Annotated in this window: 11 protein-coding genes; 10 read left to right on the forward strand and 1 reads right to left on the reverse strand. The window is 65.4% G+C overall.

The window, feature by feature from the left end; genetic code table 11:
- From AB4120_RS23390 to AB4120_RS23410, 5 genes are all read left to right on the forward strand, one after another.
- A partial coding sequence (locus AB4120_RS23390; protein WP_441642909.1) for an RNase A-like domain-containing protein occupies positions 1-548 on the forward strand: 548 nt, incomplete at its 5' end.
- 4 nt (positions 549-552) lie between these two features.
- Entirely contained in the window at positions 553-840 is a 288-nt protein-coding gene (locus tag AB4120_RS23395) for a contact-dependent growth inhibition system immunity protein (protein ID WP_149137034.1), read from the forward strand.
- 22 nt (positions 841-862) lie between these two features.
- Positions 863-1669, forward strand: coding sequence for an RNase A-like domain-containing protein (locus tag AB4120_RS23400; protein ID WP_316248480.1), 807 nt, complete (start codon positions 863-865; stop codon positions 1667-1669).
- A gap of 48 nt (positions 1670-1717) precedes the next feature.
- Positions 1718-2011 carry a contact-dependent growth inhibition system immunity protein gene (locus tag AB4120_RS23405; protein ID WP_441642910.1) on the forward strand — a complete coding sequence of 98 codons (294 nt, stop codon included), beginning with the start codon at positions 1718-1720 and terminating at the stop codon, positions 2009-2011.
- A gap of 147 nt (positions 2012-2158) precedes the next feature.
- Positions 2159-2293, forward strand: coding sequence for a contact-dependent growth inhibition system immunity protein (locus AB4120_RS23410; protein ID WP_187645098.1), 135 nt, complete (start codon positions 2159-2161; stop codon positions 2291-2293).
- A 241-nt stretch (positions 2294-2534) separates the two neighbouring features.
- On the opposite strand, the gene AB4120_RS23415 is transcribed toward AB4120_RS23410, so the two are convergent.
- Positions 2535-4391 carry a phosphoenolpyruvate carboxykinase (GTP) gene (locus AB4120_RS23415; protein WP_149137032.1) on the reverse strand — a complete coding sequence of 619 codons (1857 nt, stop codon included), beginning with the start codon at positions 4389-4391 and terminating at the stop codon, positions 2535-2537.
- 569 nt (positions 4392-4960) lie between these two features.
- Between AB4120_RS23415 and AB4120_RS23420 the strand changes: the two genes are divergently transcribed.
- The 5 genes from AB4120_RS23420 (at position 4961) to AB4120_RS23440 (ending at position 12717) form a co-directional block, all read left to right on the forward strand.
- Positions 4961-5974, forward strand: coding sequence for a D-2-hydroxyacid dehydrogenase family protein (locus tag AB4120_RS23420; RefSeq protein WP_092291026.1), 1014 nt, complete (start codon positions 4961-4963; stop codon positions 5972-5974).
- 124 nt (positions 5975-6098) lie between these two features.
- A complete protein-coding gene (locus AB4120_RS23425) occupies positions 6099-7259 on the forward strand; it encodes an MFS transporter (RefSeq protein WP_149137031.1) in 1161 nt (386 codons plus the stop codon).
- 77 nt (positions 7260-7336) lie between these two features.
- Positions 7337-7981, forward strand: coding sequence for an MOSC domain-containing protein (locus AB4120_RS23430; protein ID WP_149137030.1), 645 nt, complete (start codon positions 7337-7339; stop codon positions 7979-7981).
- A gap of 272 nt (positions 7982-8253) precedes the next feature.
- Positions 8254-9507 (forward strand): efflux RND transporter periplasmic adaptor subunit, encoded by a 1254-nt coding sequence (locus AB4120_RS23435; protein ID WP_149137029.1) that lies wholly within the window; start codon positions 8254-8256, stop codon positions 9505-9507.
- Positions 9508-9510: 3 nt separating this feature from the next.
- Positions 9511-12717 carry an efflux RND transporter permease subunit gene (locus tag AB4120_RS23440; protein WP_149137028.1) on the forward strand — a complete coding sequence of 1069 codons (3207 nt, stop codon included), beginning with the start codon at positions 9511-9513 and terminating at the stop codon, positions 12715-12717.

The raw sequence follows: 12717 nt of genomic DNA on the forward strand, positions 1-12717 counted from the left end.
CAACACTGACTCAGCAGGGCGCCGCCAAGCTCGCCGAAACCATGCGGGCGCCGCCGGACATGGCCGGCAATATCGGGCTGTCGCTGGATATTGGCGTGGGATTCGGCCTCGCTGGCATGCTGAAGGCCGCGCGGGTGGCGAGTATTACCGCCGGGCGGATTTACTTGGTGCAGCACGAGGCGAAATCGCTGAAAGGTCCCGGTGGGCACACGATTGTGAAGCACGTGGGGAAAACGGAGGCGCAATTGCGAGCGAGGTTGATGCAGGAGCCCCGGTTAACGGCGGCATCATCGTTCACGGACCTGCGCACAGCCGAGTTCGCCATCTCGGAGGCGTTGCGCGCCCATAGTGGCCAGATAAAGACATGGGCGGCGGGCTACGGGGCGGCAAAGCTGCGCTTCGATGCCGCTACGATCAAACCTGTTGGCAAGGTTGTTTTGCGGACGACGGGCAGATTGGAGGATGCTCGCAAAGTTCGCGTGGTGCTATTGCGAGAGCAATACAATGGAATGCCCTACTTCGTACTGACAGCATTTCCGATAAGCTGATTTTATGACTGATTCCCGATACCCGGAGCTATGGCAGTTGATTGGGGCCTATTTCAATCAGGACTTCGATATGGTTGGGAACAGCATCGAGGATCTGATCGCGGTATATATCTCGGAATCCGATCCCGCTACGCGGAAGAGGGTGATTCAGGATATTGAGAGGTTCATGGCTGAAAACCGTGGCGCGATCGAAGAAGCCTATCGCAGGGAGTTTGGTGAAGAGATCGACTGGGGAATCAGCCACGAGGCGTTCCTCCGGAAAGTCGAGCATCTCATTCACATCAGCCTATAAAAAAAGGGCGCCCTTTTCATTCATGGCCATCCAGATTCCGATGGCTCAGGCAGACGAGATGGACGGCGTGCGCGTGGTCATGAGCGCGCCGCAACTGGCGGCGGTGCTGGCGCACCGGTCGATCAGTCCGAGTGAGATGATGTCCAATCGCATATGGGGCGGGTGGGACATCGTCGGCGGCGAGCTGGAGATGGTGGGTGCCGGGGTGCTGTGCATTGCGCCGGAACCGACTGGCGTGACGAAAGCTGGCTGTATCGCGTTCGGCATGCATGGCGCGGACACGGCCTGGCGCGGCATGCGACAAGCCTGGACCGGGCACGACACTGCAACACTGACCCAGCAGGGCGCAACGAAGCTCGCAGAGACCATGCAGGCGCCGCCGGACATGGCCGGCAATATCGGGCTGTCGCTGGATATTGGTGTGGGGTTCGGCCTCGCTGGCATGCTGAAGGCCGCGCGGGTGGCGAGTATTACCGCCGGGCGGATTGATCTAGCGCAGCATGAGGCGAAATCGCTGAAAGGTCCCGGTGGGCACACGATTGCGAAGCACGTGGGGAAAACGGCGGAGGAATTGCGGGCGAGGTTAGTAATGGAGCGACACTTGATCAGTGCCTCATCATTCACCGATTTACGGACAGCAGAAAAAGCGATTTCCGACATGTTGAGTGCCAATCGTAGTCGGATAATGGCATGGTCATTGACTGGGGATCCACGTCTGGAACTACGTCAGAAGTTTTCAAGACCGCTCGGGAAAGTACTGATGCGCAATTCCGGCAAGCTGGACGATGCACGTACCGTTACGGTACGTGCTTCGGAGCGAAGAATATAACCAGATGCCATACTATATTCTGACCGCCTGCGTTGGAGTCTGAGCTTAATGATGAACCGATCGCCTTATCCCCACTTGCAACAGTTTATAGGGTGTTATTTTCATGAGGATTGTGAGGGAGGCAATGCCCATGAAGTTATTCAGGCCTATATTAGGGAGTCAGGGCCGACAGCCCGCGAATTAGTAATGCGGGATATCGATAAATTAAAGGGAAACAACCCGGGCAGGGTGGAAGAGGTCTATAGAAAAGAATTCAGCGACAATATCGACCTGTCATGCTGGGGCTTCACCTACGAAACCTTTCTCGACGAAATTCAAAGATTTCTGAAAAACAGTCTGTAGAAAAGCACTGGCAGTTCCCCTCCATGAGATGGGTGTACCTGACGACGGTCTGACATTTGATTTATGACTGAATCTCAATGCCCGGAGCTGTGGCAGTTGTTTGGGGCCTATTTCAATCGGGATTCCTGATGAAAGCTTTGATGCTCCATGATCGCACTTTTTAGTTATCTGGCTAAAGTGGATAGGACGCGCTACCCTGCACTTCAGCAGCTTATCGGCGGGTATTTTCATGAGGACTACGATCTCATTGGTGATACCTTTAATGAAATTATCCAGGTCTAAATTGAGGGGGCGGACCCGGCAACGCGGAAGCTGGTCGTGAAGGAGATTGAGCGATTCAAGCGGAACGGCGGAGGTGATTTCGATACGGCCTACCGGAAGGAATTTATCGACCACATAAACTTCTCATACTGGGGATTCACCTATGTGATCTTCATTAATGAAGTTAGAAAATCGCTGAAGCGAAGCCTGCGAAAAAAAAGGGCGCCACCCAGGCGCCCTTCCGTTATCCAACCCGGCAGATTCAGGCGGCCAGCCGCTTGGCCAGCTTGTCCTTCGTTTCCACCAGGTCCTGCGGCAGGTTGTGCTGCAGCTGGGTGAACAGTTCGTCGTGCAGTGCCAGTTCCTGCTGCCAGGCGGCGTGGTCGATCGAGGTGACTTGCTGGAATTGCGCTTCCGAGAAGTCCACGCCGCTCCAGTTCAGGTCTGCGTAGCGCGGCGAGGTGCCGAAGACGTGCTCGGCGCCCTGGCCGCGGCCTTCCACGCGGTCGATCATCCACGACAGGACGCGCATGTTCTCGCCGAAGCCCGGCCACACGAAGTTGCCGTCGGCGTCCTTGCGGAACCAGTTCACGCAGTAGAACTTCGGCAGCCTGGCGCCGGCGGCTTCGAGCTTCTTGCCCAGTGCCAGCCAGTGGCCGAAGTAGTCGCTCATGTTGTAGCCGCAGAACGGCAGCATGGCGAACGGGTCGCGGCGTACCACGCCCTGCTGGCCGGCGGCCGCGGCGGTGGTTTCGGAACCCATCGTGGCGGCCATGTAGACGCCTTCGGTCCAGTTGCGGGCCTCGGTCACCAGCGGCACTGTGGTGCTGCGGCGACCGCCGAAGATGAAGGCATCGATGGCCACGCCGGCCGGGTTGTCCCAGTTCTCGTCGATTGACGGGCACTGCGAGGCCGGCGCCGTGAAGCGCGCGTTCGGGTGGGCGGCCTTGGCGCCGGTTTCCTTGGCGATGGCCGGCGTCCAGTCCTTGCCCTGCCAGTCGATCAGGTGCGCCGGGGCTTCCTTGGTCATGCCTTCCCACCACACGTCGCCGTCATCGGTCAGCGCCACGTTGGTGAAGATCACCTTCTCCTTGAGCGTGGCCATGGCGTTGTAGTTGGTCTTCTCGCTCGTGCCCGGGGCCACGCCGAAGTAGCCGGCTTCCGGGTTGATGGCGTAGAGACGGCCGTCCTGGCCCGGCTTGATCCAGGCGATGTCGTCGCCGATGGTGGTGACCTTCCAGCCCTCGAAGCCCTTGGGCGGGATCAGCATGGCGAAGTTGGTCTTGCCGCAGGCCGACGGGAACGCGGCGGCCACGTGGTACTTCTTGCCCTCGGGCGAGGTCACGCCGAGGATCAGCATGTGCTCGGCCAGCCAGCCTTCGTCGCGGCCCATGGTCGAGGCAATGCGCAGCGCAAAGCATTTCTTGCCCAGCAGCGCGTTGCCGCCGTAGCCGGAGCCGAACGACCAGATCTCGCGCGTCTCGGGGAAGTGGACGATGTACTTGGTGGGGTTGCACGGCCACGGCACATCCTTCTCGCCGGCGGCGAGCGGCTTGCCAACCGTGTGCACGCACGGCACGAACTCGCCGTCGGCGCCCAGCACGTCATACACGGCGCGACCCATGCGGGTCATGATGCGCATGTTGACGGCCACGTACGGGGAATCGGACAGTTCCACGCCGATATGGGCGATCGGCGAGCCCAGCGGGCCCATCGAGAACGGCACCACGTACAGCGTGCGGCCGCGCATGCAGCCGTCGAACAGGCCGGACAGCGTCTGGCGCATCTCGCGCGGCGCGGTCCAGTTGTTGGTCGGGCCGGCGTCTTCTTTCTTTTCGGAGCAGATGAAGGTGCGATCCTCCACACGCGCCACATCGGACGGATCGGACAGGGCCAGGAATGAGTTCTTGCGCTTGGCGGGATTCAGGCGGCGCATGGTACCGGCAGCGACCATCTGTTCACACAGGCGGTCGTACTCCTCCTGGGAACCGTCGCACCAGTAGATGCTGTCCGGTTTGGTCAGTGTGGCGATGTCGGTAACCCATGCGACCAGTTTCTGGTTCTTGACCCAGGCCGGTACGTTCAGTGCCGGGGTGCCTTGCATTGTGGGGTGGTTCATACAGCAACTCCAAAGCGAGAAAGAAACCTTGGCAAAGCCCTGCCGGGTACCGCGTCAGGCTCCCGGGGCGGCGCCGTCCATAGCGTGCGGAAATGAGATGTCCCGTGCGCCATGTTCGATATGGGGCACTCGGACACGCAATCGTCACATCCCGTTACAACTACGCAACAAGCAAATCCGCCCAGGGGTCGCAGCGGTCCCTGCGGCTGCGCTACAGTTGCGCTTCGCCCGCATATGGCGGGCGGCAGGGGCCGGTGGGGCTTTGTCCGGCGGCGCGGGGCGGTGGGCGGGAGCGTGGCTCTACCGTCGCATCCGGCCTGCCGCGTCGCAGGAGCGGGCAAGGATACCACCGCAAACTCCGCCTGTTTTTTGCTGCGCAACATTGTGCCGAGGCATCTGGCGCCCCGTTTTGGCGGGTCGGCAAGGGCGCACACGGATGCGGAACGAGCCATGTCTGGATTCAATGTTGCGTCAGGTCGGCCCACAATACTGTCGGGCGCGCGCTGATTCTGTTGCCGTGCGCACCAAGGCGCCGCCCCGATGTCGCTCCTCAAGCCAAAGAGTCACCGATGAAGATTGCCGTACTCGACGATTACCAGGACGCGGTGCGCAAGCTGCCGTGCTTCGCCCTGCTGGAAGGCCACGACGTCAAGGTGTTCAACAACACCGTCAAGGGCGTGGGCCAGCTGGCCGCGCGCCTCTCCGATGTGGAGGCCGTAGTCCTGATCCGCGAGCGCACCCGTGTGACGCGTCAGTTACTTGAAAAGCTGCCGCGGCTGAAGATCATCAGCCAGACCGGTCGTGCCGGCGGCCATGTGGATATCGACGCCTGCACCGACCGCGGCGTGGCGGTGCTGCAAGGGGTGGGCTCGCCCGTGGCCCCGGCCGAGCTGACCTGGGCGCTGATCATGGCGGCCCAGCGCCGTATTCCCCAGTACGTGGCCAGCCTGAAGCACGGCGCCTGGCAGCAGTCGGGGCTGAAATCGACGACGATGCCGCCCAACTTCGGCCTCGGGCAGGTGCTGCGCGGGCAGACGCTGGGCGTCTGGGGCTACGGCAAGATCGGCCGGCTGCTGGCCGGGTACGGCCGGGCGTTCGGCATGAACGTGCTGGTCTGGGGCCGCGAGGCCTCCCAGCAGGCTGCGCGCGAGGACGGCCTGAACGTGGCCGCGTCCGCCGAGCAGCTGTTTGCCGAGAGCGACGTGCTGTCGCTGCACCTGCGCCTGAACGACGAGACGCGCGGCATCGTCAAGCTGGCCGACCTCCAGCGCATGAAGCCCACGGCGCTGTTCGTCAACACCAGCCGGGCCGAGCTGATCGAGGATGGCGCGCTGGTGGCCGCGCTGAACCGGGGCCGCCCCGGCATGGCGGCCGTGGACGTGTTCGAGTCCGAGCCGATCCTGCAGGGCCACGCGCTGCTGCGCATGGAGAACTGCATCTGCACGCCGCACCTGGGCTATGTGGAGCGCGACAGCTACGAGCTGTACTTCCGCACCGCATTCCAGAACATCCTCGACGTGCTGGACGGCAACCACGAGAGCGTGGCCAACCCCAAGGCGCTGACGCCCACCCTGTCGCGCTAATGTCCCGCTGAGTGCCCCCCAGGAGACGCTCCACGAGCGTCTCCTTCCCCACATTGGCGCCGGTCCGAATTGCGCCAAAGCCGCTACACTCGGGGCAATCTGTCGCCCCATCCCCTCACATTTCATGGATCCCAGGCTCCTGGCGCTGTGCGTCGGCAACTTCGTCATCGGCACCGGCGCGATGATCGTCACCGGCATGCTCAACGACATTGCCGCCGATTTCGCGCTCAGCGCCGCCACGGCTGGCCAGCTGATCTCGGTGTTTGCCATCGCCACCTGCGTGGGCGCGCCGCTGTTCGCCACGCTCGGGTCCCGCATCGACCGCCGCCTGCTGCTGGCCGGGGCGCTGCTGGTATACGGGGCGATGCACCTGGCTGCCGCGCTGGCGCCCAGCTTCGCCACGCTGATGGCAATCCGCTTCGTCACCGCCATCGGCGCCGCCATCTATACCCCGCAGGCCGCCGCCACGCTGCCGCTGCTGGTGGATGCCCGCACGCGCGGGCGGGCCATCAGCTTCGTCTTCCTGGGCTGGAGCGTGGCCAGCGTGGTGGGCGTGCCGCTGGGCACCTTCATCTCCAGCACGCTGGGCTGGCGCGTCAGCATGGGGCTGGTGGGCGGGCTGTCCTTGATGGTGTCGATGGCGGTCTGGCGCGCGCTGCCCGCCGGGCTCCAGGTGGCGCCGGTGGGCCGCAAGGCATGGGCCGCCGTGCTGCGCCACAAGCCGATCATGCTGGTGGTGACCACCACGATGATCCAGTCGGCCGGCATGTTTACGATGTTTACCTACATCGCCCCGCTGATGCGGGACCGTTTCGGTATCAGTGGCGGCGCGCTGAGCCTGATGTTCCTGGCCTACGGGATCTGCGGCGTGACCGGCAACGTGGTGGCCGCCGCGCGCATGGACCGCGTGACGCCGAGCCGCATCGTGCAGGTAGCGCTGACCACCTCGCTGGCCGCCATGCTGCTGTGGCCGCTGGCCGGCTGGCATGTCGGGGCGCTGGTGGCGCTGTTCATGCTCTGGGGCGTGGGTGGATTTGCCACCAACAGCGCCCAGCAGGCCCGGCTGGTGCTGCTGGGGCCGGACCAGGCCGCGGCGTCCATCTCGCTCAATTCCTCTTCGATTTACCTGGGCCAGGCGCTGGGCGCCATGGCCGGGGCGGCCATCTACACCGTGGCCGGGCCCGATGCGCTGCACTGGGGTGCGGCGCTGCTGATCGCGCTCGGACTGGCGATTTCGCAGCGGGCGCGGGCGCTTGGCTGCCACTGGACACCGCGCAGCGCGTAGCAGATGTCGTAGCAGTCTCCCAAAGCAGCGCGGGACCACGAGCCCGCGCGGCCCCGCACACGCAAGGAGGGCGTACCGTGGCCGAGACCGATCCCCGTCCCAACCCAGCCGCCTCGGGCGGTGGCGCCACCGGCCGTGTGCTGGCCGTCAATGTCGGCATCCGCCTGCCGCTGGTGGTGGCCGGGGCCGGCACCGAAGCCGTGGTGCTCTCCGCCATCCGCAAGCATCCGCTCAGTACCCTGCACCATCCGATTGCCGTCGGCGTGCACCTGCGCGGGCTGGCGGGCGACGAGCAGGCCGACCTGACCGTCCACGGCGGGCGGGACCGGGCGGTCTACGCCTACCCGATCGAGCATTACACCTGGTGGAACGCACGGCGCCGCGAGGCCGGCGTGGAGGAGGCCGAGCGCCCGCTGGCCTTCGGCGCCATGGGCGAGAACCTGACCCTGCAGGGGCTGCTGGAGTCGTCCCTGTGGATTGGCGACCAGTTGCACGTGGGCGAGGTGGAACTGGTGGTGCGCGCGCCGCGCCAGCCCTGCTACAAGCTCAACGCCATCCTCGGCTATGCCCACGCGGTGCGCGACATGGTGCGCAGCGGCTATTCGGGCGTGTACCTGAGCGTGGCCACGCCGGGGGTGATCCGGGCCGGGGATGCCGCCGTGGTGATCCCGGGGCCGCGCGAAGTGTCGGTGGAAAACATCAATCGGCCCCCCAATCCGTAACGAAATCGACGTTCTGCCCCCCTCAGGCGTTAGTCCCGAGTGGCCCGATCGTGCTTTTCTGCTAATGTTTTAAGTCAGATACAAGCGTCTTCGGGCCAGATCCTCCCTCCTCCGGCCCAACCATCCCCCTGGCGCTGTAACAGGTTGTAATACGACGCGCTGGCCTCGACGGCCAAGGCGCGGTACTAGTAGTGGTTTGCGCGGGCAAACCGGCTCCAAGAAGCCGGTGCCGGGGAGCGGGCGCGCGCCATGCGGAGTTTGAGGGTCCTCACATGAAAACAGACGGGATCGACCGGCCCAAGGGCTTCGTCGATGGCAACTGGAGCGCGTCCACCAGCACGGGGCGCGGCCGCACTTCGCCCTGGATCGCCATCGTGGCGGTGATCGTCATTGCCGGGGCAGGCTGGTTTGGCTACAAGACGTGGTTCGCGCCCAAGCCCACACCCAAGGGCCCCGTTGCCACGACGGTGGCCACGGCCATCGTCCAGCAGGGCGACGTGCCGCTGGAGGTGACCGCCAACGGCACGGTCACCGCCATGCAGACCGTGGAGGTGCGGCCGCAGGTGTCCAGCACCGTCCAGACCGTGCATATCAAGGAAGGCCAGACCGTGAAGCCGGGCGACCTGCTGTTCACGCTCGACACCCGCATGGACGAGGCCAACCTGGCCAAGGCCCGCGCCCAGCTGATGCGCGACCAGGCCGACCTGGCCGATGCGCGCCGCACGCTCTCGCGCAGCCAGGAGCTGCTGGCGCGCAATTTCGTCTCCAAGAGTGCCGTGGATACGGCCCAGGCCAAGCTGGACGGCTTCGAGGCCACCATCCGTGCCGACCAGGCCGCGATCGAGGCCAACCGCGTGGCCATCAGCTACGGCACCATCCGCGCGACGATTGGCGGCCGCACCGGCGTGATCAACGTCTTCCCGGGCTCGCTCGTCACCCCCGCCACGGCGACGCCGATGGTGACCGTGGCGCAGATCTCGCCGGTCACCGTCAGCTTCACCCTGCCCGAGCGCCAGCTCGCCGCGCTGCGCGAGGCGCTGCATGCCGGCCCGGTCGAGGTGACCGCCGTGCCCAACGACGGCAACAAGGCGCCCGTGACCGGCAAGATCACCTTCGTCGACAACACCGTGGATCCGCAGTACGGCAGCATCCGCGTGAAGGCGATGTTCGACAATCAGGCGCAGCGGCTCTGGCCGGGCACCTACGCCAACGTCAGCGCCACGGTGCAGGTGCTCAAGGGCGCCCTCAGCGTGCCACCGCAGGCCGTCATCACCGGCCCGGAAGGCCGCTTCGTCTACACCGTGGGCGCGGACCACACCGTGACGCGCGTGCCGGTGACCGTGGTGGCCACCACCGCCGCCGCCGCCGTGATCGAGGGCGTGCAGCCGGGCGCCCGCGTGGTGACCGAGGGCGCGCAGAACCTGCGCCCCGGCGCGCTGGTGCGCGAGGCCCGCCCGCGCGACGCCTCATCCTCCGCTGCCCCTGCCGCCCCCGCTGCCCCGGCGGCCGTGGCAGAGAAGCACTAGATCATGACGCTGTCCGAACTCTGTATCCGCCGGCCCGTCATGACGGTGCTGCTGTGCCTGGCCGTCATCGTGACGGGCATCGTGCTGTATCCGACGATTCCCATCGCAGCGCTGCCCAGCTTCAACTCGCCGGTGATCCAGGTCACGGCGACGCTGCCCGGGGCGAGCCCCGAGACCATGGCCGCCTCGGTGGCCACGCAGCTGGAGAAGCAGTTCGCCACGATTCCGGGCGTCACCGTCATCAGTTCGTCCAACACGCTGGGTAATTCCAGCATCACGATCGAGTTCAACAGCGACCGCAACATCGACGATGCGGCCGTGGACGTGCAGGCGGCGCTGTTCCGCGCCCAGCGTTCGCTGCCGATCGAGATGACCGTGCCGCCGTCCTACCGCAAGGTGAACCCGGCCGATGCGCCGGTGCTGCTGCTGGCGATCAACTCGCCCGCGATGAGCCTGGCGGAGCTGAACGCGTTCGGCGACAACCTGATCTCCCCGACGCTGGCCACCCTGCCCGGCGTGGCGCAGGTGCAGGTCTTCGGCCAGAAGCGCTTCTCGGTGCGCGTGCGCGCCCACCCGGACGCGCTGGCGGCGCGCGGGCTGACGCTCGACGAGCTGGCCACCGCGCTGAACCGCGCCAACGCCAACACGCCGGTCGGCACGCTGGACGGCGCGCGCCAGACGCTGACGATCCAGGCCAACCGGCAGATGACCAGCGCCGAGGCGTTCCGCAACATCATCGTGGCCAGCCAGCCGAGCGGCGCCGTGGTGCGGCTCTCGGACGTGGCCGATGTGGAAGACAGCGTCGAGACCCTCAAGACCGGCAGCTGGCTCAACAACGAGCGCTCCATCGTGCTGGCCGTGCTGCGCCAGCCGGACGCCAACACCGTGGCCGTGGTGGATGCCATCAAGGCCGCCCTGCCCCGCCTGATCCAGCAGATGCCAGGCTCGGTCAGCGTGAACGTGGTGAACGACCGCTCGCGCTCCATCCGCGAATCGATCCATGACGTGCAGTTCACGCTGGCGCTGACCGTGGCGCTGGTGGTGCTGGTGATCTTCCTGTTCCTGCGCCGCGCCGCCGCCACGCTGATTCCCACGGTGTCCCTGCCGATCTCGCTGATCGGCACGGTGGCGCTGATGAAGGCGTTCGGCTACAGCCTGGACAACGTCTCCCTGCTGGCCATCACCCTGGCCGTGGGGCTGGTGGTGGACGACGCCATCGTGATGCTCGAGAACATCGTGCGGCACATCGAGGAAGGCGTGCCGCCGCTCAAGGCCGCGCTGGTGGGCTCGCGCGAGATGGGCTTCACGATCCTGTCGATCTCGATCTCGCTGGTGGCCGTGTTTATCCCGATCTTCTTCATGCCGGGCGTGATCGGGCTGCTGTTCCACGAGTTCGCGGCGGTGGTGTCGCTGTCGATCCTGGTGTCGGCGCTGGTGTCGCTGACGCTGATCCCGATGCTCTGCGCGCGCTTCCTCTCGGCCGAGAACGTGCCGGTGGACGAGTCCCAGCACGCCTACGGCGACCACGCATCCGGTGCAGCCAGCGCCGCCGCGCCGCACGTGCAGCAGAAGCAGACCATCGGCATGCGCAGCACGCAGTGGTTCGAGGACCTCTTCGAGTGGACGCTCCACAAGTACGCCCGCGGCCTGGACTGGTGCCTGGCGCACCGGCGTTTCGTGCTCGGCGTGGCGGGGCTCACCTTCGTGCTGACCGCCGTGCTGTTCGTCAAGATTCCGAAAGGCTTCTTCCCCGAGGAAGACATCGGCCAGATCCAGGTCAATGCCGAAGGGCCGCAGGACATCTCGTTCGATGCCATGGCCGACCGCCTGCGCGACGCCGCCGAGCGGATTCGCGCCAATCCGGCGGTGAAGAGCGTGGTGGCGTCGATTGGCGGCGGGCCCTCGCCGGCCATCAACACGGGCCGGATGTTCGTGGAACTGAAGCCGCTGGGCGAGCGGCCCAAGATGCCGCAGGTGGTGGAGTCGCTGCGCAAGGATGTGTCCGGCGTGCCGGGGCTGGCGGTGTATTTCTCGCCGGTGCAGAACCTGCGCCTGGGCGGCCGCCAGAGCAAGAGCCGCTACCAGTACACGCTCCAGAGCGTGAAGGCGGGCCAGCTCCAGGAATACAGCGACAAGATCATGGCCAAGATGCGCGCCGAACCGATCTTCCGCGATGTGACCAGCGATTCCCAGCAATCGGGCCTGGAAGCGCAGCTGACCATCGACCGGGACAAGGCCAACGCGCTCGGCGTGCAGATGCAGGACGTACGCACGGCGCTGTACACGGCCTTCGGCGAGCGGCAGGTGTCGACGATCTACACGCCGATCGACAACTACTACGTGATCCTGACCGCCGCCGATGTGGACCGCGTGGACGAGACCGCGTTCTCCAAGCTCTATGTGCGCAGCAAGACCGGGCAGATGGTGCCGGTGTCGGCGTTTGCCACCACCGAGCGCCGGGTCGGGCCGATTGCCGTGAACCACCAGGGGCAGCTGCCGTCGGTGACGGTGTCGTTCAACCTCGCGCCGGGTGCGGCGCTGGGCGAGGCCTCGGCCAAGATCGACCGCTACAAGCGGGAGATCGAGATGCCGTCGGCCATCTTCACCAGCTGGGGCGGTGACGCGGCGGTGTTCCAGTCCTCGCAAGCCACGCAGGTAGTGCTGCTGGTGGCGGCCATCGCCGTGATCTATACGCTGCTGGGCGTGCTGTACGAGAGCTACATCCACCCGCTGACGATTCTGGCCGGGCTGCCGTCGGCGGCCATCGGCGCGTTGCTGACGTTGTTCCTGTTCAACGTGGAGTTGTCGCTGATCGCGACGATTGGCGTGCTGATGCTGATTGGCATCGTCAAGAAGAACGCGATCATGATGATCGACTTTGCGCTCGCGGCGCAGCGCGACCACGGCATGGCGCCGGCCAAGGCGATCCGGCAGGCCTGCCTGCTGCGCTTCCGGCCGATCATGATGACCACGTTCGCGGCCGTGATGGGCGCGCTGCCGCTGGCGCTGGGCCTGGGGGCCGGTGCCGAACTGCGCCAGCCGCTGGGCCTGGCCGTGGTGGGCGGCCTGCTGTTCTCGCAGGTCATTACGCTGTTCATCACGCCGGTGATCTACCTCGCGCTCGACCGGTTCTCCGGCACGGGGCCGTTGCAGATCGATTCGGAAGGCAACCCGCTCGCGCAACGCGAGCCGGCGGCAGTCACGCACTGA

This window comes from Cupriavidus sp. 2KB_3 (assembly GCF_052115685.1).
Lineage (GTDB): Bacteria > Pseudomonadota > Gammaproteobacteria > Burkholderiales > Burkholderiaceae > Cupriavidus > Cupriavidus campinensis.

Excerpts from the sequence above, each read along its gene's own strand:
- AB4120_RS23435 (WP_149137029.1), top strand. The coding sequence starts at position 8,254 with ATGAAAACAGACGGGATCGACCGGCCCAAGGGCTTCGTCGATGGCAAC.
- AB4120_RS23415 (WP_149137032.1), bottom strand. The coding sequence starts at position 4,391 with ATGAACCACCCCACAATGCAAGGCACCCCGGCACTGAACGTACCGGCC.
- AB4120_RS23400 (WP_316248480.1), top strand. The coding sequence starts at position 863 with ATGGCCATCCAGATTCCGATGGCTCAGGCAGACGAGATGGACGGCGTG.
- AB4120_RS23425 (WP_149137031.1), top strand. The coding sequence starts at position 6,099 with ATGGATCCCAGGCTCCTGGCGCTGTGCGTCGGCAACTTCGTCATCGGC.
- AB4120_RS23395 (WP_149137034.1), top strand. The coding sequence starts at position 553 with ATGACTGATTCCCGATACCCGGAGCTATGGCAGTTGATTGGGGCCTAT.
- AB4120_RS23440 (WP_149137028.1), top strand. The coding sequence starts at position 9,511 with ATGACGCTGTCCGAACTCTGTATCCGCCGGCCCGTCATGACGGTGCTG.
- AB4120_RS23410 (WP_187645098.1), top strand. The coding sequence starts at position 2,159 with ATGATCGCACTTTTTAGTTATCTGGCTAAAGTGGATAGGACGCGCTAC.
- AB4120_RS23420 (WP_092291026.1), top strand. The coding sequence starts at position 4,961 with ATGAAGATTGCCGTACTCGACGATTACCAGGACGCGGTGCGCAAGCTG.
- AB4120_RS23405 (WP_441642910.1), top strand. The coding sequence starts at position 1,718 with ATGATGAACCGATCGCCTTATCCCCACTTGCAACAGTTTATAGGGTGT.